The sequence below is a fragment of the Bacillus cereus group sp. Bce041 genome (assembly GCF_052646455.1).
Genome location: NZ_JBQXON010000010.1, coordinates 1 through 26,892 on the forward strand (window position 1 = coordinate 1; position 26,892 = coordinate 26,892).

The window sequence follows — 26,892 nt, forward strand, 5'->3', positions numbered from 1 at the left end:
CCATAAAAGAATTAAGGCAAAATTAAAGGGTATGAGCCCAGTACAATACCGGGCTCATACCCTAGAGGCTGCCTAATGAAACGACCTGTCTAACTTTCGGGGGTCACTTCATTCTTATTGGCTTTTTTCTATTTTAGTAATAACCATACTGCTCTTTTTCTTCTCTTTTATCGTTTAAAACGACACCGAGTATTTTGCCTGATGCTTTATCTAATATTTGTTTCGCTTTTACGATTTTATCTTTTTCTGTCTTTTCACTTCGTACAACGAGTACGATTCCATCACATTTGTTCGCTAGTATTTGTGCATCCGTAACCGCAAGCACAGGTGGTGTGTCGATTAATATAATATCAAACATGTTATATGCTTCTAGCAATGCCTCGTCCATTACCCGGCTCCCTAATAGTTCTGCTGGGTTTGGGGGGATTGGACCTGCTGCCATTAAGTATACATTCTCTATATCTGTTTTTTGAATGCATTGCATAAGTTTTGCTTGTCCTGATAATAAGTTTGTTAACCCATTTGAACTATGAATGGCAAATAAGTTTTGTATCGTCGGCTTACGCAAGTCAGCTCCAATTAATAAAACTTTCTTTCCTTGTTGTCCAAAAACAACTGCTAAGTTTGAGATTGTTGTTGTTTTCCCATCACCTGGATCGGCTGAAGTAACAATAATAGAACGAACATGATTATCTACAGATGTAAATTCAATGTTTGTACGAATGTTACGGTATTGTTCTGTAATACGCGATTTAGGCTCTTTATATGTAATTAATTGTCGTAATGGTTTTCTTTTCTTTCTCCCGAACATATTCATAATCTCCTTTTGTGAAATGCGACATTTCCCTTTTCTCTCTTTTATGCTCGATTTCATACGTCTAATTAATATTTTTGCTGATTTCCCCATATCTCATCATAATCAATAACATTCTACTTTGTCTTACTTAAGTACCTTAACAATATGACAATGCCTTTATTTCTTTATTACCTTTATCACTTATCCTGTTTTCTAAATAAATAATAAAGTAAGTATATGGTAATTACCATCTATTCACAAGATATTTTCTGATTAGTTTGTATATTATCTTTTCATCGTTATATAGCAGTAAACAAAAAATCCCCTTGTCTTTTTCACAAGGAGATTTTTTAGTACTATCTATTCTTTTTTATCACCAATTGCAAATGTAATTTCTGCCTCACATGCAACTTCACCATCTACTGTTGCGATTGCTTTTCCTTTTCCAATTGGGCCGCGTACGCGTGTCATTTCTACTTCTAGACGAAGCTGATCACCTGGGCGTACTTGTTTTTTGAAACGGCAATTGTCGATACCTGCAAAGAAAGCAAGTCTTCCGCGGTTTTCTTCTTTCTTTAATACTGCAACTGCTCCGACTTGTGCTAATGCTTCTACAATAAGTACACCAGGCATAACTGCATAGTCAGGGAAGTGTCCGTTAAAGAATTCTTCGTTTGCGGATACATTTTTAATCCCAACCGCTCTTTTGCCTTCATCTACTTCTAATATTTTATCAACAAGTAAAAATGGATAGCGGTGAGGAATGATTTCTTTAATTTGTTCTATATTTAGCATGTAACAATCGCCCCTTTTGTAATATTGGTCTTACCACTTGGACATATTGCTATTATCCCATTTTGTTTATTGTTTGTCATTACAAAGTAACATTTTATATTTAGCACAACTTCCTAAAAAAAATGCACACACTCTATTCCATTAAAATAGTTGCACATTTTTGCAACTGACACGGAGGTGGAAAAGAGTGTATGCCCAAATTAGGGAAAGGCAATATGTATTGAAACATTATTTGCCTTAATGTCGTATTCGACTCATTATATTATAAACGTTTTCAATTAAGGAAATATTAAATTTAACCATATATATGAATATTTTACCTGTTTCCTTCATATTTCTCTATTTTCCTTCCATTTTCGCAAAAAAACAAAATAAAAAAATATAAAAACGAAAAAAAGAACTAAGGCATTAGCCTTAGTTCTTTCAAATTATCTCAAAGCACGCTTTGGTAATCTGTCGATATTCTCTAACATAATACCTGTACCAACCGCAACGCAGTGCATTGGGTTTTCAGCAATTAATACTGGTACTTTTAGTTCTTCTGCTAGAAGCATGTCGATACCGTGTAGTAAAGCTCCACCGCCTGTTAGAATAACACCGCGGTCGATGATATCTGCAGATAGTTCTGGTGGTGTGCGCTCTAATACGCCTTTTGCAGCTTGTACAATAACAGCTGCATTTTCTTTTAATGCTTCTGTAATTTCTTCAGAGCATACTGTAATTGTACGTGGTAAGCCTGTTACCATGTCACGTCCGCGAATTTCAAGCTCTTCGCTACGTGCACCTGGGAATACTGTACCAACTTTAATTTTAATATCTTCTGAAGTACGTTCTCCGATTAATAGCTTATACTTACGTTTAATATAGTTTAAGATCTCCATATCAAACTTATCGCCAGCCATTTTGATAGAGGAAGAGGTAACAATATCACCCATAGATAGTACAGCGATATCTGTTGTACCTCCACCAATATCAACAACCATGTTACCGCTTGGTTGGAAGATTTCCATACCAGCACCAACTGCGGCTACTTTTGGTTCTTCTTCTAAAAATACTGTTTTACCACCTGAACGTTCAGCAGCTTCACGAATTGCTTTTTGTTCTACTGATGTAATATTTGTTGGACAACAAATTAAAATACGAGGTTTTGAAAAGAAGCTCTTTACGTCCAATTTGTTAATGAAATACTTTAACATTGCTTCTGTAATTTCGAAATCTGCGATTACACCATCTTTAAGTGGACGAATTGCTACAATATTACCAGGCGTACGTCCCACCATACTTCTCGCTTCTTCACCTACTGCTAATACTTTACCACTATTACGATCAATTGCCACAACAGATGGCTCATTTAATACAATACCCTTACCTTTAACATGAATTAATACGTTAGCCGTACCTAGGTCAATTCCGATATCTCGCGCAAACATTCCCGTTTTTTCCTCCTCGATATTCAAAATCAGGTTACACCCGAATTCTTTTCACCTAATTTCTGATTTTATCATAAATTTAACAGAAACGTAATATTCGCAAAAAGAATTCTTCTGAAAAATATTACCGAATGTGAACGGAATGTTTGCTACTGTAACATTATTGACGTACAGGCTTCTCTACATCTTCTTTTCTATACTTTTGCTTTGTTGCTTCTCCACCTCTTAAATGACGAATAGACTTATGATAATCAAGAATTTCTTTCACTTCATTTGCGAGCTCTGGATTAATTTCTGGTAGACGTTCTGTTAAATCTTTATGGACTGTACTCTTTGATACCCCAAATTCCTTTGCAATGACACGCACTGTCTTTCTTGTCTCCACGATATACTTACCAATCTTGATAGTTCTCTCTTTGATGTAATCGTGCACACCACTCGCCTCCCTAATTTGGATGTGAGAAGGGTGAAATGAGCCTCGCTGCATACGACTAAGAAGTAAGTGTGAGTGCTGTTTGTAAGCGTTAAACATTCTTGGATTTATAATGAAATGATTCACGATTTCTCACCTCAAACACTCTCTTTGCTTTGGTTTATACCATTGTATTGCCCGCACTACTGATATATGCTACATGTTCACTATTTTTGCGGACTAAGTTAAGAAAAATTACGTTTTTTTGTGAGAAATACGTTAACAGTGACTATTTTGGCGAAAAAAAAGACACCTTATATGTAAGGCGTCATTCTTCTCTTTCAAACTCTTCTTCTAATAATTGATGGTGGGGAACCTCTTTCTTACCGGCAATATAATAATATAAGGTGAATAAAACAAACAATAAAATAATAGCAGTCGACAGAACAAATAAAAATGACACAGTATCCCCTCCCTTTTATAATATATATTCGAGAATCTCGTCATTTTTCCTTGTTTTTACAACTTTTTTCTCGAAATTGAGTATTTTTATATAAAGTGAAACTTTAATCAGTGGGTGCCATTTCCCACTGATTATTAGCTTTCACCAATCGGGCTTTTACGGGCAGTTGATCCCCGATCTAACTTCTTAGCTTTCACTAAATTTTGAAGTAGGGGTCTTACTGCCCTTTAATGCGGGATAAAAATAAAAAAATCAGCTCCCCTAGTGGGAACTGATTTTTTCACTTTCTTATTCTTGTGAAGAAGAATCGTTAGATGATTCTGTAGAACCATTTGTTGATTTTTCTTCTTTCTTCGGTTCTTCTTTTTTATCACTAGTTGAACCGCTTGTTGATTTCTCTTCTTTTTGAGACTTGTCTTCTGTTTTACTTTCTGGTTTCGTGCTCGTTGACTTCTCTTCTTTTTGAGATTTGTCATCAGCTTTTTTACCAGAAGCATTCGTAGCCTTTGCAGCACCTGCATCAGCTTTAATTTCTGTTACTGATTTATTTAAGTAACGTTCAGGGTTCACAGCCACATTGTCTTTACGTACTTCAAAGTGAACGTGAGAGCCTGCCTCTTTATTCATTGCACTTAGACCGGATGTTCCTAATACTTCACCTTGTGCAACTCTTGCACCTTTTTCTACTTTCACACTGCCTAAGCTTTGATAAGATACCGCTACACCATTTCCACTATCAACTGTTACAACATAACCAAGAAGTGAATCTTTTTCAGCTTTCGTTACTGTACCACTTAAAGCAGCAGCAACATTGAATTCTTTTCCATTCTTCGCAGCAATGTCAATTCCTTTGTTTGGGGAATATGTGTTGTTATAAAAGACAAGTGCTTTTTCTTGTTCCGCCTCAGTTGCTGCATCTTCATAGAATTTCTTCTGTACGACTACTTCCGCATTCGCGGCAGCTGGCATTTTCACTACTTCTGAAGATTTCGTTACTGGTACTGCTGGATCTTCCGATTGTGTATACGGTGTTGCTTGATCGTGGTTTGGAGTCTTCTTCGGATTAGCTCCTTGGAACCATAGCGCAACCATTAAGATTACCGCTGCACAAGCAATGTATAGTGCCGGAAACACCCATCTTTTTTGAAACAAATGTACTACCTTTTGCGACTTTTTATTATTTCTTCCTCGCATTCCATCATCACCTCAGCAATCATTTTGAACAATATTCACGTATCCTATACAACGTATAACTAATTACTTTTCGACAAAATCTGTAAAAATATGTATAAGAACTGTAAAATTTCCGAGGAAATGATAGAAAAAAGAAAAAACTGAGCACTTTTAGCTCAGTTTTTAGTCTAATTGTTTCTTTTTGTACACAATAATACAAAGAATGATAAGGCATATAGTCCAAATTGTATTGTTTAAAATATGTTCTTGAATTGCAATAAATCCTTCTCCCTTTATAACTTTTTGCAATGCTTCCATAACATGATTTGTCGGAAGAAGCTTAACTACTTTTATAATAAACTCATTCTTAACCATTTCTTGTAGCATCGGCCCCATTATGAATATTATAAAAATCGGAAGCCCCAATATAGATGTTTGTGCTATATTTTGGGATAGTAAGCCAACTATAGTACCTAAAACGACACATAACAATGTTCCTATTAAAATAATAATAACTAGCATACTAATATTTCCTTTAAAAGTATCTAAAATCACTAAACTAATAAAACTAGATGCTAGTACAAAAAATACAGTTAATACACTTTTACCTAAAATAACTTCTATTGGACTTGCTGGAGACAACATCAATACTCGTAACGTGTGTTTTTCCTTCTCCTCTGCAATAATAATTGCTTGCACATAACTTCCCACCATGGTAATCGTCATTACAATAATAAAACCTGCAAAGAACTCTTTTATAGAATCCATATTACTATAAAATACAGCAAGTAGAATAGGTAATAGCGCCATTAATATAACTTGTGAGTTTTTACCTGCATCACTTATTTCTTTTCTTACAATAGCCGAAAACCGTTTCATTGAAAATGTCATTATAATCCCCTCCCAGTAACTTCAATAAAGATATCGCCTAGCGTTGGTTCGTATGAATGAATAGATAACAGTTCGCCCTTTTTCATCCATTCTGAAATACGATTTGCGCCTAATTCATCTTTTTGCACTACTTCTTTTCGTTTACCTTTTAATACGACCTCTATTTGATCCTTAGCGTATTGTAAGCGCAGGTTCTCTGGCGTATCGAGTGCTACAATTTCTCCGCCACAAAGGAAGGCAATACGGTTACAAAGCGTTTCTGCTTCATCCATGTTGTGAGTCGTTAAGAAAATCGTCGTTCCTTCTTCATTTAAGTCTTTTAAGATTTTATGAATGTTTTGTACGTTTACTGGATCAAGTGCAGATGTTGGTTCATCTAAGAAGAGGATATCTGGTTTATGAAGGATTGCTCTCGCTAGTGTGACGCGTTGCTTCATTCCCTTTGATAGTTTCTTTACTGGTGTTTTTTTATCATCTAATAAATTTACTTGTGTTAGTACTTCATCGATTCGTTCTTTTTTGCAATCGTATAAGTCACAAAATAATAGTAAGTTATCATAAATGCTAAGTCTTTCATATAAGCCGCTGTTATCTGTTAAAATACCAATTCGTTTGTAATCGATGCTACTTGGTCCTGTAATATCTTTCCCTAATACTCTTACCGTTCCAACACTATGAAGCAATTGAGAAGTTAAAATTTTTACTGTTGTCGTCTTACCAGATCCACTCGGTCCGAGGAATCCGAATATCTCTCCTCGCTTCACCTCAATATTTACATTTCGAAGTGCCGTTTTTCCACTGAAACTTTTCATTACATCTTTCATTTCAATTGCCAATGTCATTTCTTCATCCCCTTTGTTTTTCTTCTTTATAGATGAAAGTCGCTTTAGCGCTTTTCGTTCGTTTGTTTCGCTTTTCTTGACTCAATCATATGAAAAACAAAGGGATTACGCAGTAAAATACCGGTAAAAGGAGTATTTTTACCGGTGAATGAATCGCATGTTGAGCTTATTGGAACACTTTTTATAGCCCAATCACGCCTTTTAATTCATCCATGCGTCCTTTTGAAAGCGGAATTGAACTTTTTCTTTCGTCATCCAAAATTAAACTAAAACTGTTACGAGTCCAAGTAATCACTTCTCGTACTCTTTGTAAATTCACAAGATACGAGCGGTGACATCTAAAGAAACCAAAACCTGTTAATCTTGCTTCTAGTTCACTTAATGTTAATGCACATACGAAATCACCTTCACGAACGTGAATATGCGTTACTCCGTTTTGCGTTTCAATGAAATGGATTTCCATCGGATCAAGTAAAATGATTTTATCGTTCACTTTCGCAGGTATTCTTTCTAACTTCATTTGCGGAATCATTTGAATGACTTTTTCTTCACCGACTTCTTCCACTTCCTCTTGCTCAATTTCTATCTTTTTCACACCATCATTGTTTAATATGTATACATCCTCTGTTAACGAAAGGGCATCCGATAAAAATGATGACGTAATAAAGATTGCCTTTCCTTGCTCTTTCATTTTCATAATTGCTTTTCGAATAATAACCGTACTCTCTATATCTACATTTTGCTCCGGTTCTTCCAAAATAATTAAATCCGGATTATGAATCATTATTCGTCCAATATGAAGACGACGCTTCTCTGAAAATGATAGTTTTTCTATTTTAACGTTTAGCTTATCTAGGAGACCAACAGACTGCACAACTTCTTCTATACTTATCTTTGATTCATAAAGCCCTATTAAAAACTTAAAGTATTCTTTCACCTTCAAACGATCATATGCCTCATCCTTCAAAAAACAAAAGCCGATGCGGGAATAATTTTTCTTTCCAATTGCTTCTCCTTCAAACAGTACATTGCCAGTCGAAGCTTCTTCTTCACCAATAATAATGCGGTGTAACACTTTAGCTGTATGATTATTGCATTGCAAAACAATACATTGTCCTTTCTCAACCTTTAGCTCAATTGCCGGTAACTGGTTCGTCTTCCCTAATTGTTTCAACTCTAGTAACGCCATTTCATTTCCCCCAAATGCCTTTTTATCCTATTATATCAAACAGTTAATGGAAAATTATGATATTTTAAACAAAAAATAGATGCCAGAGTTCTGACACCTATTTCTTCACCATCAATTTTCCTTCATAATCATTCATCGTCTTTATTTCAACGCCTTTATAGTAATGAGCGACGATATCTGTATATTTCTTTCCTTCCGCTGCCATGCCGTTCGCCCCATATTGACTCATACCAACGCCGTGACCGAAGCCTTTCGTCGTAACGATGATTTTATCTCCTTGTTGTTTCCACGTAAAATCAGAAGAACGTAAATCTAACTTTTCACGAACTTCTTTTCCTGTTAATGTTTTTCCTTGAAAAGCTACATCCTTTACGCGCTTTCCTTCCGTAAGGTCTTTAATATTTCCAACCTTCCCGTCTGCTAACACTTTCACACCGAGACGTTTTTGAAAATCAGCTACTGTAAATGTTTGCTCACTCGTAAACTTTGGAGAGGCTTGATCCCACGGACTATCTACACTTTTCAAGTACGGATAATCATTTCCCCAATAGTCAGCTGCATTTTCTGTTCGGCCATTACTCGTTGAAAAGAAGGATGCTGAAATTGGTTTTCCATCATACGTTAAAACTTGTCCTGCTGTTTTCGAAACGGCTTCTTCGATTTTCTTCAAATTATTTTCGTAGTTATTACCCCATTGCTTCTTCAATTCATCTTTGCTTTTGTACACTTGATCTTTCACCGTATCTGTCACATCCGCATTATTTTTCTTTCCTCCGCTTAACATACGTTGTACTACAAATGTTCTCGCTGCTAATGCCTGCGCCTTTAGTGCCTCTATTTCAAAACTGGCATTCATCTCAGAAGCTACTACACCTGTCACATACTCCTCCACTGGTAATGTTTCTACCTTCTTCTGTTTTTCGCGATATACAGCAACTTGAACAGCTGTATCCACTTTTCCTGGAGCTGGTATGCTTTCTATCGCTGGAGGAGTTTTAGAGGCCGTTTCTTCCCCTACTTTTGCTTTCGCAAATGGAATAACAAGGGCTGCAGGTACAATGATAACGAGCGCTATTAAGAGCGCTACTGTAATAAAAAGTGGCTTTGAAAATTTCATCCTATTTTCCTCCAATATAAAAGCTTTACTCCATTCATTCTTATGGAACAACTCTTTCTTTTAGAACATACTTAAGGGGAAGAGTATAAAACAGAAATTTTCTAAATATTTTTACTGGTACGTGCATAAGTATAGAATTTATTGACTATAACAGTAATAACCCAAAAAAATAGCCCCTATGTCAAAAGACATAGAGACTATTTTAATTAAGCGTGAAGATCAGAAACTTCTTGTTCTTTCACTTCTTCTACTTTTTCGTTTACACGTTCAATAGTTGCACCTAATGCAGCTAATTTCTTATGGAAGTTTACATAGCCACGGTCAAGATGTTTTAACTCAGTTACACGAGTATAACCTTCTGATACTAAACCAGCTAAGATTAATGCAGCTGCAGCACGTAAGTCAGTTGCTGCTACTTCAGCACCTTGTAAGCTGTTTGGACCGTTCATAATAACAGAACGACCTTCAATTTTAATATCAGCATTCATACGACGGAATTCTTCAACGTGCATAAAGCGGTTTTCGAATACCGTTTCTGTAATCATGCTTGTTCCATCAGCTTGTAGTAATAATGCCATCATTTGTGATTGCATGTCTGTTGGGAAACCTGGGTGGGGCATAGTTTTAATATCAACCGCTTTTAACTTATCTGGGCCGATAACACGTACACCTTCGTTTTCCTCAATAATTTTAACACCCATTTCTTCCATTTTCGCTGTAATTGAGCGTAAATGTTCAGGTACAGCATTTTCAATTAAGATGTCTCCACCAGTAATTGCTGCTGCAACCATGAATGTTCCCGCTTCAATACGGTCAGGAATAATAGAGTGGTTTGCACCATATAATTTATCAACGCCTTCGATACGAATCGTTCCAGTTCCAGCTCCGCGTACTTTCGCTCCCATCGCATTTAAGAAGTTAGCTAAGTCAACGATTTCTGGTTCTTTCGCTGCGTTTTCAAGAATTGTTGTCCCTTTTGCTAATGTAGCTGCAGACATAATGTTTTCTGTCGCGCCTACGCTTGGGAAGTCTAAGTAGATTTTAGCTCCTTTTAGTTCTCCCTCAACATATGCCTCAACAAAACCGTTACCAACCTGTACTTTTGCTCCCATTGCTTCGAAGCCTTTTAAATGTTGGTCAATTGGACGTGAACCAATTGCACATCCACCAGGAAGTGCAATACGAGCACGACCGTTACGTGCTAATAATGGTCCCATTACTTGAACAGATGCACGCATTTTACGTACATATTCAAATGGTGCTTCAATGTTTAGTTCTTTAGAAGAATCGATTGTTACTTGATTATTTTCAAATACGACTTCAGCATTTAAATGACGTAATACCTCATTAATTGTGTATACATCAGACAAAACTGGTACTTCAGATAGTACATTCTTTCCATCACTCGCTAATAGGGCTGCAGCGATTATAGGTAATACAGCATTTTTTGCGCCCTCAACACGCACTGTGCCGTTTAACCGCTTTCCGCCACGGACGATGATCTTTTCCAAATTATTCCCCTCCGTGTCCTTTTTTCAGTATCTATTCACTCAATACTCAGAAGTTATGATCGGTGTGCCAACCACAATTGTATCTTTGTTGTCTGTAGAACGTATTGCTATTTGCACATTTATTTTCTCTCTATTTGTTGAAAGAGCGTCATCCCACTTTTTATTGTATGCGGAGACTGACACAAATGCTCTTTCTTCTACTTGTTCGATCGCTCTTGCTGAAAGATCTTTCAAAACCTGATTGGTTTTATTTTGCAAAACACCTTCAATCTTATCATTCAGTACACCTTGAACACAAGTGTAAATTATAGGTTTTTCACTAAAAATTTTATTCATGTTTTGAACATACTTCGGGTCCCATTTCGCCCCACTTACTTCAAAGATAATGAAAGTGTTTTCTTTAGTATTTTCTTTACTCCAAGTTACTACTACTCGTTCTTCATAAGAAGAAAGCTTTTTATAGGATGTAGCTTTATATCCATCTGGAGATTGCTCTACTTCCCACTTTTGAATATTTGCCTTTTCCTTCACATCGTTTAACAACTTTTGAAACGTATGTATGTTAGAAATTGTTTTTGTTTCTCTCGCTAACCATGACCATTTTTCTACTTTAGCATCATTTTTCTCTAAAGCCTTGATCATGCTCTCCATTTTCTTTTCATCGCTTATCGGTTTCATCTCTCTATATCCAACCAAAAATAAAACAACACTAAGTGCAACAATAAGAATGGCTTTAAGCTTCAATTTCATCCCCTCCTATCCCCATTGTTAACGGAGATTTGAGGTTCTATACACTTACTTTACTAAATACGTTAAACTCTTCGAATAGCCTAAATAATCAAGGAAAAAGTTACTTACAGATGTCCCAATTGCAATTGTAATTAAGATGAGTAATACTCGCGTCTGCAGCACTTTTCCGGACTTCATTAAACGCTCAATGTGAATGCCTTGTAAGGCCCACCACGTAATGGTAATAAACAATAAATGCGAAACAATGGCAATCAGTGCTTGTTGCCCTAAAAGTTGTGCCAAAAAATCGACCCCTTTTTACTCAGCTACTACTTATGAAAGAATATAAAAACGATACCATAATAAGTAGGAGCTACACTTTTTCAAATGCACATAGACATCTTACATTTTACATCGTGATTTTCTTTCCAAAAACGTATATCTACATTACAAGTTAACACAAAATAAAAAGCGCAGAGTACTGACTCCACACCTTTTATTTTCACTATTGTACCACGTTCCCTAAGAAGAAGAAATCTTTCATTAATGGAAAATATTCATAAAAGAAATTGTACCCAATCATCGGCATAATCCCTAGTATTACAATCGAAATTGCACAAAGACTCATAACAACCTTTATATTTAACGGTAACCGTATTCTCTCTTCTGTCTCTCCGGTGCGGAAAAACATTTGTTGTAAAATACGGAAATAATATACGAATGAAACAACCGTCGTACCCATCATAATCGAAGCTAGTACGTAATGTGCTGGCTCTACATGAAGTGCGCCTAAAAAGATATTAATCTTTCCAATGAATCCAGCCGTTCCTGGTATCCCAGCCAACGATAAAATAAAAATTGTCATCATTATCGCTGTAAATGGCGACCTTTTATATAAACCTGTGAAAATTGTTATATTTTCCTCATCATTTTGTAAGATTAAGCCGTGGATAATGGCAAATGCGCCTATATTCATAAGCATGTATGCCAGCATATAAAACCACATGCTATCCATCGTAAATGGTGATAATGCCACAAGTGGAACGAGTAAATACCCCGCATGTGCAATGCCTGAATAAGCAAATAAACGCTTTATATTGTATTGTTTTAACGCGACTACATTCCCAACAATCATCGTAATACTTGCTAGCACTGCAATATATATACTCATATGCCCATATAAAGATTGCATATCTCCTTGTATTAATACACTTGCAAAGATCATAAGGAACAAACGAATAATGAGTAGGAACCCAGCAATTTTAGAAATCGTTCCAAGAAAAGCAGTAACAGGTGTAGTCGCTCCTTCATACACATCAGGTGCCCACATATGAAACGGCACTGTGGCAATTTTAAATGAGAGACCAACTAGCAATAAAAGAAATGCGAGAGCTAACAATAACTGAATACCACTAGCGAGCTCCCCAGTGAGTACCTTTTGCATATCTACAATGTTAGTTGAACCTGTAATACCGTATAAATAACTCATTCCGAAGAGCGTAATCGCCGTTCCAATTCCTCCGCTAATGACATATTTCATTGCCGCTTCATTTGATGCACGGCTCTTTTTTCGTATTCCTACTAAAATATAAGAAGAAAGTGAAAGTAACTCCAAACCAACGAAAAGGGTAATAAAATCAACACTAGAAGCCATGAACATCGCACCAAGAAGCGCCATTAAAAATAAATAATAATATTCGCCCTTATCTTCGATTGGATTCTTCTTATCATCGCTCATCGCGGTGCATAAAATGAGAGCTGAGGCACCTAATAGCAACGTTTTAAACCCTTTTGAAAATCCATCTAACACAAACGATCCATTTAAAATATCTCCTGCCGGTTCGCTATATAGAGTAATTAATGACACGATTGCTAATACGATGGCAGCAATCGCACCAAGAGCTACATATCTATGGTTCAGCTTAAAAAACAAATCACATATGGAAAGGAGGATGGCGGCGCCGAGAATAATAAATTCTGGCACCATTAGATGCCACGATAAGCTAAGTAACGTATTCATATCCATCCTACTTCACCCCCAATGTTTTCAATGTATTTTGAAGCGGATCCCCTAGTATCTCTGGCATAACTCCAATTGCAATAATACAAAAGATAAGTAGTAAAACAGGGACATACTCCCATCCGTGTATATCAGATTTTGCTTCCCACTCTTTCTTTCCAAATGTCACTTGAAGTGTCGCCCTTAATACATACACAGCGGTTAAAATGATGCCAATCACACCGACTGCAGCAATGACGGGCTCTCCTTGAAATAAACCGAGTAAGGCAAGAAATTCACTAACAAACCCAGACATCCCTGGTAATCCAAGCGATGCCATTCCTCCTGCTAAGAAGAAGCCGCTAAGTACTGGGACACTTTTTGCGAGTCCACCAAGCGCTGTAATGTCTGATGTTCCGAAACGTTGTTCTATAACACCGAGTAAGAAAAACAGCAAGGCTGCAATTAAACCATGTGATACAACCTGGAATAACGCTCCTTGTGTACCAGGTGCATTAAGTGACGCAAGTCCCATTAACACAATTCCCATATGCGAAATACTAGAGTAAGCCAGTACTTTCCTAAAGTCCGTTTGGATGAGCGCTAAAAAGGCACCGTATAATAAATTAATTACGCCTAATATCGCAATTAGTGTTGCAACATCGTGAAAATATTCCGGGAATAGCCCTTTCCCGAAGCGAATAATACCGTACGCTCCAATCTTCAGCAAAACACCCGCATGAAGCATAACTACAGCTGGATGCGCTTCTATGTGTACATTGACCATCCAGCGGTGCAACGGAAAAACAGGTAGTTTAATTGCAAAAGCAATCATTATGGCAATAAATACACTAAGCTGCAAACTACTTGGGATGACGAGTGCTCCCTCTGCGTTTACGCTTCTTAATATCTCTTTCAGCTCCACAATATTTGTTGTACCTGTTTTCGCGAACAAAATTGAGAAAACAATGAGCAAAATAGCTGAGCCAATACCGTTATATATTAAATAACTATACGCAGCCTTTTCACTCGACAATTTTCCCCACTTTCCAATTAATAAGAACATTGGTGGCAACGTAATTTCAAAGAAGATAAAAAACAACATTAAGTTTTGAGCAGCAAAGACGCCGAGCATTCCTATTTCTAGCATGAGTAACAGCATATAAAATGCTTTTAAATTTCTTTTAATAGAAAAGGCTGCAATTGCTGCAAGCGTTGCTAGAAGAGCCGTCAGTACCATCATGACAAGCGACAAACCATCAATACCGAGCTCGTAATAAATAGAAAACCACCTTTTATCTACCGCTGTAAAATCGCCGAACTTAATCCATTTCATCTTTTCATCGAATAGTGACAAATTCTTTCCAGAAGCATATGTACAAGCGAGGACGATAGCGATTCCAAATGGAAGTGCCGTCCCAAATAAGCCAAGCGCTCGCACTGTACGCAATTCCTTTTTCGGTGTTAATACAAGCAATAAAATTCCTAAAAGCGGGGAAAAAATGAAGAACGTTAACAACAAATCATTCATCGTAAATCCCCTCCCGTATAGAGCAAAATAATGACGAGTACAGCGAGCGAAACCGCCGTTACAGTACCGTACACTTGTACATTCCCGTTTTGAAGTTTCGATCCAAGATTACTTGTGCCTTTAACTACACTTCCAATTAAAACTGCAATTCCTTCGACTACATACATTTCAAATAAGCGAAGCACATGAGCGATTCCTTTCGTAATAGGGATCACCGTCATGTTGTATAGTTCATCCACATAATATTTTTCTTTCAAAAGATTATAAAGAGATGTTTCCGTACCCCCAGCCCAATCTCTAGAAATTGATTTCTTGCAATATATGAAATATGCAAGAGCGATTCCCGCAAATGAAACGAGTGTCGCAACAATCATAATCCAAACTGGTCCATGCGCTTCTTCAACCTTAAACCCTACATCTTTCGTCAACCAATCTCCGAGAAATGTCCCAAACCATGGTGTATTTATATATCCTGCCACTACCGCAAGAACGCCGAGAACAATCATTGGATACGTCATAACGCGAGGCGATTCATGCACTTCTTCCTTCGTCTTCGTTTCTCCAGTAAAGACAAGAAAGTATAGGCGGAACATATAAAATGCTGTTAAAAACGCCGCAATTACCGCTAAAGTAAATAAAACGTAATTGCCATTCATCCACGTCGCCGCTAAAATTTCATCTTTGCTGAAAAAACCGGAAAGCAGCGGAACACCGCTAATGGCAAGGGTACCTATTAAAAATAGCGTACCAGTTACTTTCATCTTCTTCTGTAAACCGCCCATTTTATTAATGTTTTGCGTATGCACAGCATGAATTACACTTCCTGCCGCCAAAAATAATAGTGCTTTAAAAAAAGCGTGTGTCGTTAAATGGAATATACCAGCTACATAACCGGCAGAACCTAACGCGAGCATCATATACCCGAGCTGGCTAACTGTAGAATAAGCAAGCACCCTCTTTATATCTGTTTGCACAAGACCAATAGAGGCCGCAAAGATTGCAGTGAAAGCTCCAACGATTGCCACTGTCTGCATCGCCACTGTACTTGCTGAAAATAGAGGGAACATCGTCGCTACTAAATATACGCCAGCTGCGACCATCGTCGCCGCGTGAATAAGTGCCGAAACGGGCGTTGGCCCTTCCATTGCATCTGGCAACCACGTATGAAGGGGGAACTGACCTGATTTTCCCATCGCCCCGATAAAAATTAATATCGCTGTTATTGTAATCATGTAAGGAGGTAGATCCCCTGTATAAATCGCCCTAAATATTGCGTCATATTCAAAACTACCTGCGTACCAAAAAATTAAAATCATCCCGATAAATAAACCAACATCCCCAATACGGGTCATAATAAAAGCCTTTTTTGCAGCAGCCTTCGCTTCTTCTTTAAAGAAATAAAAACCGATAAGTAAAAATGAACCAAGCCCAACTAATTCCCAAAATATATAAAGCTGTAATAAATTCGTTGATATAACAAGCCCTAACATCGCAAATGTAAAGAGTCCTAAATATGCGTAAAAGGTTGGTAATCGTTCATCACCTTTCATATAACCTTTCGAATACACATGTATAAGTAGACTCACAAGCGTCACGATAAATAACATTAAAGCTCCTAATGCAGTTACTTCAAAGCCGAATGATATATCCACATCTCCAGCTCTAAGCCACACCCACTTATGCTTCACGCTTGCTTCTGAAAACCTTTCTATTAACACAAGTACCGCAAGTATAAAGGAGAGAAAGACGAAAAAAATACTAAGTACGCTGCTTCCTTCTCTAATTTTCTTCCCGAATATAATAAGTAACAAAAACGAAACGAGTGGGAAAAGCGGTATGAGCCATGCATAATCGATCATTGTTTCCTTCCCCCTTTTTCGGTCACAATGCTATCCTTTAAGCGTATCCATTTCATCCACCTGAACTGTTGTACGATTACGATATAAAGCAATTAAAATAGCGAGTCCTACCGCCGCTTCCGCTGCCGCTACAGCCATCGTAAACAGTGAGAAAATTTGACCTGTTAAATTCGGAAATAAGCCTAATTTACTAAACGCCACTAAGTTTAAATTGGCAGCATTCAGCATTAATTCGATACAAACTAATACGATTACTGTATTCCGCTTTGTTAAAGCTCCAAATAGACCGATGCAAAACAAAATAATCGCAAGTGTTAAATATGCAGAAGCTGGAACGCTACTCATTGGAATCCTCCTCTTTCTCGTCCTTTTTCGCAAGTATAATTGCGCCAACGAGTGCTACAAGTAAAATAACTGAAGTTAGTTCAAATGGAATAATATATTTTGAATAGAGAAGCGTACCGATTTGAAGTGTGTTGTTTTCATGGAGAGGTAAACTTCCTTGTGTGCTTTCATTTGCAAAATCAACATTATTAACAGCGAAATACATAACCGCTCCAAATGCTACAACTGCAAAGAAGATAATCCATTTTCGAAGAGTAAGACGCGATTCATTTTCCGCGTTATGTTTCGTTAACATAATGCCGAAAATCATAATAATTGTGATTGCACCAGAGTAAAGTAAAATTTGTGCAACGCCTATAAATTCGGCTGACAAAAGAAAATACAAACCTGCAATGCTGAGAAATGTCAGAACGAGAGCTAGCATCATGTGCATAACTTTCGTTAAGTTCAACATAAGAACACCGCCGATAATTGCAGACAAGGATAGTATAAAGAATGCTACAAACTCGCCATTCATGCCTTATTCTCCTTCCTGACGTTTTCGTCGTTTTCGTCAAGCCACTGCAAATTTTTAAATAAGTAATCACGTGAATATTCCGCGAGTTCAAAGTTATTTGTCATGACAATTGCCTCTGTCGGACAAACTTCTGTACATAAATCACAAAGAATACAAATTTCAAAATTAATATCATACGTGTCGATAATTTTTCCTTTTTTCGTAGGATCCGGATGTTTCTTTCCTGTTAACTGAATACAGTCTGTCGGACAAATGTTAGAGCACTGATTACAAACAATACATTTCTCCGGATAAAATTTTTGAATCCCCCGAAAACGGTCTGGCAACGGCAACGGTTGATTTGGATAATCATACGTTACCTTCTTCTTGCTCAAATTACTTAATGTATATTTTAACCCTTTAAATAGTCCTTTCATCTCTTACTGGCACCCCCCTCATAGATTAGAAGAATAACTCCTTAATCAATGCCGTTAAGAAAATATTTGCAAGTGCAATCGGCAATAATACTTTCCATCCAAACTCCATTAACTGGTCACCTCTTATACGTGGGAACGTAACGCGGAACCAAATTAATAGAAAGACTACACTGCTAAATTTCAAAGCAAACCATACGGCACCTGGGATAAATCCAAGAAACATGACTGGATTCCATCCGCCTAAAAAGAGCACTGTAATTAACGATGCCATCCCGAAGAAATATACGTACTCTGAAAGCATGAAAAACGCCCAGCGAAAACCTGAGTATTCCGTATGATATCCAGAAACAAGTTCTGACTCCGCTTCCGGCAAATCGAATGGCGTCCTATTTAACTCTGCAACTGCTGCGATTAAGAAAACGACGAATCCAATTGGCTGTACGAAAATGTACCAGACCTTCTCCTGCGCCGCTACAATCTCATTTAAATTCAGACTACCAGCTAGCAAAACGATGCCAATTACACTCATTACGAGCGGAATCTCATAAGAAATCATTTGCGCCGCCGCACGCATCCCTCCTAAAAGGGAATATTTATTATTCGATGCCCATCCCCCAGTTACAACACCTATCGTCGTAATACCGGAAACAGCAATATAATAAAGTAGCCCGACTCCAATATCTGCAAATTGAAATTTATCAGTGAACGGGATAACCGCAAGCACCATAAATGCTGGTGCAAATGCAATGACAGGCGCTAATATAAACAGCGGTTTATCTGCTGCTTTCGGAATACTATCTTCTTTCAATAATAGTTTTAAAACATCAGCTACCGTTTGCAGTAAACCGAATCGGCCTCCAACCTGGTTTGGTCCAATCCGCCCTTGCATAAACCCCATCACTTTCCGTTCTGCCAAAATTCCATATGTAACGAAGCCAAGGACTGCAAATAGTAGAAGTACCGCTAATCCGAAAAAAATGAAGAAATTCGTCCAGCTTGAAGGTGATTGTAAGAGCGTCTCAATCATTAGCCATCAACCTCCCCAAGTACAATATCAACTCCACCTAAAATCGTAATTAAATTAGCGATGTTTTCACCTTTCAATAACTTCGGTAAAATTTGCAAGTTATAAAAAGATGGCCTACGAAACTTCAAACGGTACGGCTCTTTCTTTCCGTCACTTGCGATATAACAACCAATCTCTCCGCGCGGCGATTCGATACGTACAAATGCTTCTCCCTTAGGTGCCTTAATAATTTTCGGTACTTTTGCCAGCACAGCTCCATCTTTCGGGAACTGCTGAACCGCTTGCTCAACAATCTTTAAAGACTCCTCGATTTCTTGCATTCGGCAAACGTAGCGATCCCAAGCATCTCCCACGCTTCCAACAGGAATATCAAAATCAAAACGATCATAAATCGAATACGGCTCATCTTTGCGAAGATCCCAGTTTACTCCAGTGCACCGCAAATTTGCTCCGCTTAAAGAATACGAGATCGCTTCTTCCGCGCTATATATACCAACGCCTTTCACACGATTTAAGAAAATCTCATTACCGCTAACAAGATCATGATAACCTGCTAATTGCTCCCTCATATACGGAACAAACTCTTCCACCTTTTCAATCCAACCATCTGGCGCATCCCACTTCACACCACCAACTCTCATATAGTTAAAAGTAAGCCGTGCCCCGCATAATTCATTTAATAAATTTATAATCATCTCTCGTTCACGAAACGCGTACAAAAACGGGCTGACCGCTCCTATATCAAGAAGATTCGTCCCCCACCAAACGAGATGACTCGCAATTCTTCCTAACTCCATCGCAAGTACTCGCAAGTATTCGGCACGCTCCGGAATTTCAAGCCCCATCATCGCCTCCACAGCATGGCAAATGACGTAATTATTCGTCATGGCTGATAAATAGTCCATTCGATCTGTATAAGGGATAATTTGCGTATACTGTAAGCTCTCAGCGATCTTTTCGGTCCCGCGATGCAAATATCCAATAACAGGTGTAGCTTCTTTAATAATTTCCCCGTCAATCTTAATTACGAGCCTGAACACACCATGTGTACTCGGATGCTGAGGTCCTACATTCAAAAGCATCTCTTCCGTGCGGATCATAGCTACACCTCCACATCATACGGTTCATAGTCTTTTCTAAGCGGATATCCTATCCAATCATCTGGCATTAAAATACGCGTTAAATTCGGATGCCCTTTAAATACAATGCCGAGCAAATCGTATGCTTCTCGCTCCGGCCAGTCAGCTCCTTTCCAAAGCGCTGTCACAGATTCGACTTGCGGCGCTTCCCGGTCTAGCTTTACCTTCACCGCTACCGATTGTTTCTTGCCATATGAAAACAAATGAACATACACTTCCATATGTGTCACAAAATCCGTCGCATGTAGCTCTGACATATAATCAAAAGCAAGTCCCTCATGGAATCGCAGTGACTCCATCACTTCATAATACTTTTCGGGATCCACCACAAGAGTTGGCACATCCTTTGACAGTTTATTAATGTAGGAATCTACTAATGCACCCTCTCCTAACTTCTCCCTAATAGCCTCAACATACTGATTTAAATACGGCTGATTTACGGACGGTTCTTCCTGCTTCGGCTCATCCTCTTTCTTACCTTCAGCTCCCTTTGTCTTCGCTCTTGCAGCCGCTGCTGCTTTCGCTTTTGCCGCTGCAATTGCCTTTGCCTTTTCATCTCCCGAATCCCCATCACCTTGCGAGGCTTTCTGCTTCGCCAATGCTGCCGCTTTCGCCTTTGCCGCCGCCACCGCCTTTGCCTTGGCTTTCGCTTTTTCTTCTTCCGTTACTTCTTCGGTTCCTTCTCTTTTCTGCTTCGCTAATGCTGCCGCTTTTGCTTTTGCGGCTGCTGCCTTCGCCTTGGCTTTCGCTTTTTCTTCTTCCGTTACTTCTTCGGTTCCTTCTCTTTTCTGTTTCGCTAACGCTGCCGCTTTTGCCTTTGCAGCTGCTGCTGCCTTCGCCTTGGCTTTCACTTTTTCTTCTTCCGTTACTTCTTCGGTTCCTTCTCTTTTCTGTTTCGCTAACGCCGCCGCTTTTGCCTTTGCAGCTGCTGCTGCCTTCGCCTTGGCTTTCGCTTTTTCTTCTTCCGTTACTTCTTCGGTTCCTTCTCTTTTCTGTTTCGCTAACGCCGCCGCTTTTGCTTTTGCGGCTGCTGCCTTCGCCTTGGCTTTCGCTTTTTCTTCTTCTATAGTAATATCATCATTTTTTGGTAGCGCTTTCTCTTTTTCTTGATCTTCCTCCTCAAGTTCACTTATTTCCGCCTCGTGTTTCGCTACAAGGCGTTTTCTCGCTTCTTCTTTCGCACGCCTAGCTGCTTCTTTTTTCAGATCCTCTAAATCTTTATTTGGATTACTCATTTATTCGTCACCTGCTTTCCGGTCTTTGCCTCGTAACGAATTTTCTCTTTTAATTTATTAATTCCATAGATTAAAGCAGCTGGATTTGGGGGACAACCAGGAATATACACGTCAACTGGTACGATTTGGTCTACACCTTTCACAACAGCATATGAATTTACATACGGACCACCTGCTGTCGCACAAGATCCCATCGCAATAACCCATTTCGGTTCGGGCATTTGATCATATAAACGCCGAACAATAGGAGCCATCTTCTTCGTTACTGTTCCCGATACAATCATGACGTCCGATTGCCTTGGTGAAGTTCGAAAAAATGACCCAAATCGATCTAAATCGTAATGTGATGAGCCTACCCCCATCATTTCAATTGCACAGCATGCCAGTCCGAATGTCATCGGCCATAAAGAGTTGCTCCTCGCCCATCCTTTCAACTGTTCCAATGTAGAAAAAAAGATATTTCGTTCTAATTCTGCTCGCTCATTTGGATGTAATTCCTCAAAATTTATAACCATTGTAACACCTTCTTTTTCCAAGCATACGCTAATCCAACTAGCAACATTACAACAAAGATGAGCATTTCAATTAATGCAAATAAACCTAGCTTGTCATACGCAACAGCCCAAGGATATAAAAATAAAGTTTCTACATCAAAGATCACAAACAATAAAGCGAAAATATAATAACGAGCATGAAACCGAATATTTGCATCATGAAAAGGCTCAATTCCACTCTCATACGTCGTCGCCTTTGCTGCACTTGGTTTATTTGGGCGCAGCATCCTTCCTAATGTAAGAGCCATTACCGGCAGCAATATACCTAATAGCAAGAAAATCAAAACGATCATATAACTATTTTCATATACACTTGCCATTGTGAAACCCTCCCCCCTAAATTAAGAACAAGTTCACATAGTAAACAATATGTCCTAGTTGCAGTAATTATTATTTTTAAATTTTTCTAAATAATGCAACTATTCTAATCATTATAGCAAACTTCAAATTCCTATGTCGATATGTTGGGAGACAGAAACAAGAATTATTAAAATCTATCTTTACAACTTGCTATAATTGTGCAAAATAAATATAAAACTTATATATGCTTTTCAAGAAACCGTAGGTGATATAAATGAAAAAACAAACACATGTAAGTATTCTTATAAGCATTGTATTGCTGTCTATAACGCTTCACTATGTAGCAATGCCTTTTGTATATGAATACTCATTTCCTTTTCAGCTATTAATCGGAACGAGCACCCTATTAATTGATATTATCGCTTGTAGTTATATACTTTATTTTTCAAACATGAAAGAAGGGCTATCTCGTTTATTTTGGATCATATTATCTGTTGGAGCTCTCTCTTATTTTATCGGTGATATAGTCGTTGCCTATCAGCGTTTAATTGTAAAGGACTTCTATACGTTCGTTGATCCATCTGACTTTTTTTACTTACTTTTTTTAGTTAGCTTTACGTTTGCCTTTCTATACGAAATCATTTATAACCGAGATTTATTAGAAAAACTTTTTATGCTATGTGATATTTGTATTATCGTTACAGCCCAATTTACTTTAAGTTACTACTTACTTATTGAACGAACTATTCATATCTTTACAACATCCTATATCGACATATTTGTTCAACTTACCTATCCAATGGCTGATTTACTCTTTCTCTTAATAGGAATCAACCTTTTATTCAAACCACTATCCTTATTACCTAAAAAGATCGGTGCACTTCTTGGCAGTGCTTTAATTTTATATGCTACTACAGATGCGATTTATGCTTATATAAAATACTTCATACCAGAGTATTCTATGTTTACAGTTACGCCTTTCTATCAAGTAACCTTAGTACTAGTAGCAATCGCCTGTATTCTCCATACAAAAAAGCCTGAAAAACAAGAACAAGTACTACTAACACCTAAAATTGGCGAATCAATCCGATTATCATTACCGTATATTTCGGTAGTAATGCTTATTGTTTTTATATTAGTTGAATACGTTTTTGCGCCTATTATAGTAATCGGACTTATAATAACTTTTTCTTTCGTTCTCATACGTCATAGTTTAGTTCGAAAACAAAATAAAATATTATTGATCGCTCAAATGCAATTCAACTCAGAACTCGAGAAACAAATTAAACTACGTACAGAAGATTTAGTAGAACAGAAAAATGAACTCTATCATAATCAACAAATGTTTAAATCTTTATACGAGCATCATCCCGATCCAATTTTCACATTAGATTTGTACGGTAATTTTCTCAAAGTAAATAACGCTGGTACTACTTTACTCGGTTATCAAACGAATGAATTATTAAACCAGCCTTACTACTCACTCATATACGAAGAAGATTTAGAAGAAATGATTAACGCCTTTCATCGCGTGAAAAAGGGATATTCTATTTCTTTAGAAATACGGGCTTACCATAAAAACAGAGATATTTACTACTTGCACGTTACCGCCGTACCGATCTTTTTAAAGGAGAAAATTTCTGGGGTTTATTTAATGATTAAAGATATTACGGAAAGCAAACAACAACAAGAACAAATCAACTTCCTAGCATACCATGATACTTTAACAGAGCTTGCAAATCGTCGTGCATTTCATCAACATTTAGAACAGGCAATTGCGCGAGCAAAAATATCGAAAAAGCCTTTTGCTGTTATGTTTCTCGACCTAGACCGTTTTAAGGTTATTAATGATACCCTCGGTCATCGAGTAGGAGACCTATTACTCATCGCAGTAGCAAAAAGGCTCGAAAGAATAGCAACATCAAATATGAAACTCGCGCGGCTAGCTGGGGATGAGTTCACAATCCTTATCGAGAATTACAAAAAAAAGCCAGATGTCCAAAAAATAGCTGATAGGATTGTAGCGGCCATGAATGAGCCATTTGAAATCGAAAATCAACATTTACAAATCTCACCGAGTATCGGAATTGCAATATATCCTGAAGCAGGTGAAGATGCGCTATCCATTTTGCAGCATGCTGATATGGCCATGTACGAAGCAAAGAATAAAGGAAAAAACGGTAGCTCTCTTTACACGAAAGAACTATATAAAAAAATGGAACGAAGAGCTCGAATTGAAAAAGATTTGCCAATCGCTTTAGTAAACAAAGAATTTTATCTCGTTTATCAACCACAAATTGATACGACAACAAATAAAATTATCGGTGCTGAAGCTTTAATACGTTGGAAACACCCACTATTAGGTGACATTTCACCATGTGAGTTTATTCCAATTGTAGAAGAGACGCCACAAGTAGTCCCACTTGGACATTGGGTATTACAAGAAGCTTGTCTCCAATTAAAAATATGGCATACCTTTGGCTACCAAAATTTAAAAATAAGTGTTAATTTATCCGCAAAAGAATTCCGGCAAGATCAATTAATCGAAAACATTTCACAAATATTAAACGACGTGCAAGTCGATCCAAAATATGTAACACTTGAGTTAACAGAAAGAATTGCAATGATTGACGAGAAAGAAACATTATTGAGACTGAAGCAATTAAAAGAGTACGGTATCCAAACTTCCATTGATGACTTCGGTACTGGGTATTCTTCTCTTGCTTATTTATCAATTTTTCCAATCGACACATTAAAAGTACCGAGAGAATTTACACAATTAGCTGATCATCGTCCTGAAGAACGAGCCATCGTTTCTACAATACTTTCCCTCGCAAATACTTTAAATCTTTCAGTCGTTGCCGAAGGAATTGAAACCGAAAAACAACTTAAGTTTCTGCAAAAACATAACTGTAAATATATGCAAGGTTACTATTTCAGTAAACCACTTACTAGTAATCAATTTATAAAATTTCTACAAAAAACCCCCAGTATGAACAAATAATTCATACTGGGGGTTTTATAGTGCTAAATTTTTTTCTCATAATATTCTTCTGCAATCTCTTCGTAAAAAGCTGCAGATGTCGTATAGAAATATGGAATTAACCATAAGAATCCAATCCCTAACGTAATACAACTTAATATAAACCAGCCAATAAAACTTAAACATAAAATGAAATACTCCATCTTATGTCCATCCATCATACGACGACTTTCTGTAATAGCTTGGTTCAGTGAATACTCAGGATGATCGTTTATAATAAAGTATGTCATCGCATAAGAAAATGATTTAATAATACCTGGAATAATGAACAATAACGTCCATAAGAAAAGATAAAGATTTACTAATAAATATAATAAAAATGATTTTAGAAATCTCTTTCCCTCTGAAAACCAAATAAATACATTACCAATACTAGCTTGCTTTTCACGAAGGATATTTAAACCAAGGTAATATCCACCTAAAGTTAACGGTCCAGTAACAAAAAATGAAAGAATATTCGTTGAAAGTGAACCATTTGTTTTTTGCCAACCGAAAATTAAAGAAAATCCCCAATCAACACTAAAACTAAAAGCCGTGATAAGAATTGAAATGAGTAGTGTAGCTCCAACAGCTAATCCCCATTTCCCTTCTAATGAATCTAGTGCTTCTCCTTTTAAATCACTAATCATGCGTAGCCTCGCCTCCTATACACAATAATTCTATTAGTATAGCATGTTCCTATTGAAATTCACCTTTTGAAATGTAGCGATAAAAGTGTGCTGTCGTCGTACTCATATACGGACTAAGCCAAAGAAATCCTATTCCAAAAGTAAGCAGCGCTAAAATAGCCCATCCTATGAAGCTCAGCCATAAAAGAAACAAATCTAACTTATGACCCTTCATAAGATTCTTACTTTCCTTCATCGCCTGCGAAACACTATATTCTGGATTTTCAATCATCACATAGTACGTCAGTGCATAAGAAAAATACATCACAATCATACCAACAATTGAAATTGCTAATAGTACGAAGAAAGCTATTGCAAATGACGTATTCCCTTCTTCACCTAACAATGCAAATAAGCCTATTAACAGCATCGGAATCCATGTACCTGTATATAACAAAATCGCAAGCATTGCCCACATTGTTTTCATCATTCTTTTAAAGCCACGAAATCCTTCGAATAAGTAATCTACTTTAGCATCTTCTCGTTTACTAATCTGTAAAAATACATTTGTATAACCATATGACGTAATCCCATACGATGCGTTACTCAAAATTATCATAATGCAATAAAAAATTCCAAAGGTAATACCTGCTCCAATTGACATCGTTTCCTCTTCAAATGATCCAGTTAAGCCTGCAACTGAGAGAAATATAATAATTCCTGGAATTAACAGTATAAGCATTGCAGCCATCGAAACGACATAACTTAAAATAAAATATAAAATTGTTGATCCAACACCTAGTCCCCATTTTCCCTTTAAAGAGTACAATGCTTCTCGCTTCATTTCACCAATCATTGATCCATCCCCTTTATGAAATATAAATTGTTGTACACTTCTACTTATACAAGCATCAATATAATTATACCATTTTTGTAAAATTATCCATAAAATACACACAAAAAAATCCGTA

At 37.4% G+C, this 26,892-nt stretch carries 28 protein-coding genes; 2 read left to right on the top strand and 26 right to left on the bottom strand.

Annotated elements, in window-relative coordinates:
* The coding region (locus tag ACUN13_RS23785) for an IS3 family transposase (protein ID WP_142309144.1) at window positions 1-76 on the top strand (76 nt) is incomplete at its 5' end.
* Between the two features lie 57 nt (window positions 77-133).
* Here ACUN13_RS23785 and ACUN13_RS23790 read toward each other — a convergent pair.
* The 24 genes from ACUN13_RS23790 to nuoA form a co-directional block, all read right to left on the bottom strand.
* A complete protein-coding gene (locus ACUN13_RS23790; RefSeq protein ID WP_445423988.1) occupies window positions 134-811 on the bottom strand; it encodes a CpsD/CapB family tyrosine-protein kinase in 678 nt (225 codons plus the stop codon).
* 345 nt (window positions 812-1,156) lie between these two features.
* Complete coding sequence (gene fabZ / locus ACUN13_RS23795) at window positions 1,157-1,591, bottom strand: 3-hydroxyacyl-ACP dehydratase FabZ (RefSeq protein WP_000931959.1); 435 nt, start codon at window positions 1,589-1,591, stop codon at window positions 1,157-1,159.
* Window positions 1,592-2,019: 428 nt separating this feature from the next.
* Window positions 2,020-3,021: a rod shape-determining protein gene (locus ACUN13_RS23800; protein WP_000457978.1), complete on the bottom strand. Its 1,002-nt coding sequence runs from the start codon at window positions 3,019-3,021 to the stop codon at window positions 2,020-2,022.
* A 160-nt stretch (window positions 3,022-3,181) separates the two neighbouring features.
* Window positions 3,182-3,454 carry a sporulation transcriptional regulator SpoIIID gene (gene spoIIID, locus ACUN13_RS23805; protein WP_000544012.1) on the bottom strand — a complete coding sequence of 91 codons (273 nt, stop codon included), beginning with the start codon at window positions 3,452-3,454 and terminating at the stop codon, window positions 3,182-3,184.
* 307 nt (window positions 3,455-3,761) lie between these two features.
* Window positions 3,762-3,896, bottom strand: a complete 135-nt coding sequence (locus ACUN13_RS23810; protein WP_000008901.1) for a hypothetical protein — start codon at window positions 3,894-3,896, stop codon at window positions 3,762-3,764.
* 288 nt (window positions 3,897-4,184) lie between these two features.
* Window positions 4,185-5,090 (bottom strand): M23 family metallopeptidase, encoded by a 906-nt coding sequence (locus tag ACUN13_RS23815; RefSeq protein WP_001214926.1) that lies wholly within the window; start codon window positions 5,088-5,090, stop codon window positions 4,185-4,187.
* A 162-nt stretch (window positions 5,091-5,252) separates the two neighbouring features.
* Window positions 5,253-5,960: an ABC transporter permease gene (locus tag ACUN13_RS23820; protein ID WP_006926555.1), complete on the bottom strand. Its 708-nt coding sequence runs from the start codon at window positions 5,958-5,960 to the stop codon at window positions 5,253-5,255.
* The gene (locus ACUN13_RS23825) at window positions 5,960-6,802 is read right to left on the bottom strand and encodes an ABC transporter ATP-binding protein (protein WP_089607754.1); all 843 of its coding nucleotides are present in this window, start codon (window positions 6,800-6,802) and stop codon (window positions 5,960-5,962) included. Before ACUN13_RS23825 ends, ACUN13_RS23820 begins: the two co-directional genes overlap by 1 nt.
* A gap of 181 nt (window positions 6,803-6,983) precedes the next feature.
* On the bottom strand, window positions 6,984-7,991 hold the full coding sequence (locus ACUN13_RS23830) for a LytTR family transcriptional regulator DNA-binding domain-containing protein (RefSeq protein ID WP_075676678.1): 1,008 nt from the start codon (window positions 7,989-7,991) through the stop codon (window positions 6,984-6,986).
* 97 nt (window positions 7,992-8,088) lie between these two features.
* The gene (gene spoIID / locus ACUN13_RS23835) at window positions 8,089-9,108 is read right to left on the bottom strand and encodes a stage II sporulation protein D (RefSeq protein ID WP_000672663.1); all 1,020 of its coding nucleotides are present in this window, start codon (window positions 9,106-9,108) and stop codon (window positions 8,089-8,091) included.
* 206 nt (window positions 9,109-9,314) lie between these two features.
* Window positions 9,315-10,619, bottom strand: coding sequence for a UDP-N-acetylglucosamine 1-carboxyvinyltransferase (murA, locus tag ACUN13_RS23840; RefSeq protein WP_000411274.1), 1,305 nt, complete (start codon window positions 10,617-10,619; stop codon window positions 9,315-9,317).
* A gap of 39 nt (window positions 10,620-10,658) precedes the next feature.
* Entirely contained in the window at window positions 10,659-11,363 is a 705-nt protein-coding gene (locus tag ACUN13_RS23845; RefSeq protein ID WP_025688661.1) for a YwmB family TATA-box binding protein, read from the bottom strand.
* A gap of 51 nt (window positions 11,364-11,414) precedes the next feature.
* The gene (locus ACUN13_RS23850; RefSeq protein ID WP_000057889.1) at window positions 11,415-11,651 is read right to left on the bottom strand and encodes a DUF1146 family protein; all 237 of its coding nucleotides are present in this window, start codon (window positions 11,649-11,651) and stop codon (window positions 11,415-11,417) included.
* Window positions 11,652-11,853: 202 nt separating this feature from the next.
* The gene (gene nuoN, locus ACUN13_RS23855; protein WP_342761920.1) at window positions 11,854-13,368 is read right to left on the bottom strand and encodes an NADH-quinone oxidoreductase subunit NuoN; all 1,515 of its coding nucleotides are present in this window, start codon (window positions 13,366-13,368) and stop codon (window positions 11,854-11,856) included.
* A 7-nt stretch (window positions 13,369-13,375) separates the two neighbouring features.
* Window positions 13,376-14,878, bottom strand: a complete 1,503-nt coding sequence (locus tag ACUN13_RS23860; RefSeq protein WP_445423989.1) for an NADH-quinone oxidoreductase subunit M — start codon at window positions 14,876-14,878, stop codon at window positions 13,376-13,378.
* Window positions 14,875-16,737: an NADH-quinone oxidoreductase subunit L gene (gene nuoL, locus ACUN13_RS23865; protein WP_025688654.1), complete on the bottom strand. Its 1,863-nt coding sequence runs from the start codon at window positions 16,735-16,737 to the stop codon at window positions 14,875-14,877. Before nuoL ends, ACUN13_RS23860 begins: the two co-directional genes overlap by 4 nt.
* Before the next feature lie 30 nt (window positions 16,738-16,767).
* Window positions 16,768-17,082 (bottom strand): NADH-quinone oxidoreductase subunit NuoK, encoded by a 315-nt coding sequence (gene nuoK, locus ACUN13_RS23870; RefSeq protein WP_000100079.1) that lies wholly within the window; start codon window positions 17,080-17,082, stop codon window positions 16,768-16,770.
* Window positions 17,075-17,599 (bottom strand): NADH-quinone oxidoreductase subunit J, encoded by a 525-nt coding sequence (locus ACUN13_RS23875; RefSeq protein ID WP_001012812.1) that lies wholly within the window; start codon window positions 17,597-17,599, stop codon window positions 17,075-17,077. The genes nuoK and ACUN13_RS23875 overlap by 8 nt, the downstream gene beginning before the upstream one ends.
* Complete coding sequence (nuoI, locus tag ACUN13_RS23880) at window positions 17,596-18,015, bottom strand: NADH-quinone oxidoreductase subunit NuoI (protein ID WP_025688652.1); 420 nt, start codon at window positions 18,013-18,015, stop codon at window positions 17,596-17,598. The genes ACUN13_RS23875 and nuoI overlap by 4 nt, the downstream gene beginning before the upstream one ends.
* Window positions 18,016-18,040: 25 nt before the next feature.
* A complete protein-coding gene (nuoH, locus tag ACUN13_RS23885; RefSeq protein ID WP_000573426.1) occupies window positions 18,041-19,042 on the bottom strand; it encodes an NADH-quinone oxidoreductase subunit NuoH in 1,002 nt (333 codons plus the stop codon).
* Window positions 19,042-20,142, bottom strand: coding sequence for an NADH-quinone oxidoreductase subunit NuoD (gene nuoD / locus ACUN13_RS23890; RefSeq protein WP_445423990.1), 1,101 nt, complete (start codon window positions 20,140-20,142; stop codon window positions 19,042-19,044). The genes nuoH and nuoD overlap by 1 nt, the downstream gene beginning before the upstream one ends.
* 2 nt (window positions 20,143-20,144) lie before the next feature.
* Complete coding sequence (locus ACUN13_RS23895) at window positions 20,145-21,416, bottom strand: NADH-quinone oxidoreductase subunit C (protein ID WP_445423991.1); 1,272 nt, start codon at window positions 21,414-21,416, stop codon at window positions 20,145-20,147.
* Window positions 21,413-21,931: an NADH-quinone oxidoreductase subunit NuoB gene (gene nuoB / locus ACUN13_RS23900; RefSeq protein ID WP_000236331.1), complete on the bottom strand. Its 519-nt coding sequence runs from the start codon at window positions 21,929-21,931 to the stop codon at window positions 21,413-21,415. The genes ACUN13_RS23895 and nuoB overlap by 4 nt, the downstream gene beginning before the upstream one ends.
* A complete protein-coding gene (nuoA, locus tag ACUN13_RS23905) occupies window positions 21,922-22,290 on the bottom strand; it encodes an NADH-quinone oxidoreductase subunit NuoA (protein WP_445423992.1) in 369 nt (122 codons plus the stop codon). The genes nuoB and nuoA overlap by 10 nt, the downstream gene beginning before the upstream one ends.
* A gap of 254 nt (window positions 22,291-22,544) precedes the next feature.
* On the opposite strand from nuoA, the gene ACUN13_RS23910 reads away from it, so the two are divergent.
* Complete coding sequence (locus tag ACUN13_RS23910) at window positions 22,545-25,274, top strand: EAL domain-containing protein (protein WP_089607759.1); 2,730 nt, start codon at window positions 22,545-22,547, stop codon at window positions 25,272-25,274.
* A gap of 23 nt (window positions 25,275-25,297) precedes the next feature.
* Here ACUN13_RS23910 and ACUN13_RS23915 read toward each other — a convergent pair whose 3' ends face one another.
* Entirely contained in the window at window positions 25,298-25,942 is a 645-nt protein-coding gene (locus tag ACUN13_RS23915) for a DUF975 family protein (RefSeq protein WP_000622462.1), read from the bottom strand.
* Window positions 25,943-25,991: 49 nt separating this feature from the next.
* Complete coding sequence (locus ACUN13_RS23920) at window positions 25,992-26,777, bottom strand: DUF975 family protein (RefSeq protein WP_000578827.1); 786 nt, start codon at window positions 26,775-26,777, stop codon at window positions 25,992-25,994.
* Window positions 26,778-26,892 lie beyond the last annotated feature (115 nt).

Excerpts from the sequence above, each read along its gene's own strand:
- ACUN13_RS23790 (WP_445423988.1), bottom strand. The coding sequence starts at position 811 with ATGTTCGGGAGAAAGAAAAGAAAACCATTACGACAATTAATTACATAT.
- fabZ (WP_000931959.1), bottom strand. The coding sequence starts at position 1,591 with ATGCTAAATATAGAACAAATTAAAGAAATCATTCCTCACCGCTATCCA.
- ACUN13_RS23800 (WP_000457978.1), bottom strand. The coding sequence starts at position 3,021 with ATGTTTGCGCGAGATATCGGAATTGACCTAGGTACGGCTAACGTATTA.
- ACUN13_RS23815 (WP_001214926.1), bottom strand. The coding sequence starts at position 5,090 with ATGCGAGGAAGAAATAATAAAAAGTCGCAAAAGGTAGTACATTTGTTT.
- ACUN13_RS23820 (WP_006926555.1), bottom strand. The coding sequence starts at position 5,960 with ATGACATTTTCAATGAAACGGTTTTCGGCTATTGTAAGAAAAGAAATA.
- ACUN13_RS23825 (WP_089607754.1), bottom strand. The coding sequence starts at position 6,802 with ATGACATTGGCAATTGAAATGAAAGATGTAATGAAAAGTTTCAGTGGA.
- ACUN13_RS23830 (WP_075676678.1), bottom strand. The coding sequence starts at position 7,991 with ATGGCGTTACTAGAGTTGAAACAATTAGGGAAGACGAACCAGTTACCG.
- spoIID (WP_000672663.1), bottom strand. The coding sequence starts at position 9,108 with ATGAAATTTTCAAAGCCACTTTTTATTACAGTAGCGCTCTTAATAGCG.
- nuoN (WP_342761920.1), bottom strand. The coding sequence starts at position 13,368 with ATGAATACGTTACTTAGCTTATCGTGGCATCTAATGGTGCCAGAATTT.
- ACUN13_RS23860 (WP_445423989.1), bottom strand. The coding sequence starts at position 14,878 with ATGAATGATTTGTTGTTAACGTTCTTCATTTTTTCCCCGCTTTTAGGA.
- nuoL (WP_025688654.1), bottom strand. The coding sequence starts at position 16,737 with ATGATCGATTATGCATGGCTCATACCGCTTTTCCCACTCGTTTCGTTT.
- nuoK (WP_000100079.1), bottom strand. The coding sequence starts at position 17,082 with ATGAGTAGCGTTCCAGCTTCTGCATATTTAACACTTGCGATTATTTTG.
- ACUN13_RS23875 (WP_001012812.1), bottom strand. The coding sequence starts at position 17,599 with ATGAATGGCGAGTTTGTAGCATTCTTTATACTATCCTTGTCTGCAATT.
- nuoI (WP_025688652.1), bottom strand. The coding sequence starts at position 18,015 with ATGAAAGGACTATTTAAAGGGTTAAAATATACATTAAGTAATTTGAGC.
- nuoH (WP_000573426.1), bottom strand. The coding sequence starts at position 19,042 with ATGATTGAGACGCTCTTACAATCACCTTCAAGCTGGACGAATTTCTTC.
- nuoD (WP_445423990.1), bottom strand. The coding sequence starts at position 20,142 with ATGATCCGCACGGAAGAGATGCTTTTGAATGTAGGACCTCAGCATCCG.
- ACUN13_RS23895 (WP_445423991.1), bottom strand. The coding sequence starts at position 21,416 with ATGAGTAATCCAAATAAAGATTTAGAGGATCTGAAAAAAGAAGCAGCT.
- nuoB (WP_000236331.1), bottom strand. The coding sequence starts at position 21,931 with ATGGTTATAAATTTTGAGGAATTACATCCAAATGAGCGAGCAGAATTA.
- nuoA (WP_445423992.1), bottom strand. The coding sequence starts at position 22,290 with ATGGCAAGTGTATATGAAAATAGTTATATGATCGTTTTGATTTTCTTG.
- ACUN13_RS23910 (WP_089607759.1), top strand. The coding sequence starts at position 22,545 with ATGAAAAAACAAACACATGTAAGTATTCTTATAAGCATTGTATTGCTG.
- ACUN13_RS23915 (WP_000622462.1), bottom strand. The coding sequence starts at position 25,942 with ATGATTAGTGATTTAAAAGGAGAAGCACTAGATTCATTAGAAGGGAAA.
- ACUN13_RS23920 (WP_000578827.1), bottom strand. The coding sequence starts at position 26,777 with ATGATTGGTGAAATGAAGCGAGAAGCATTGTACTCTTTAAAGGGAAAA.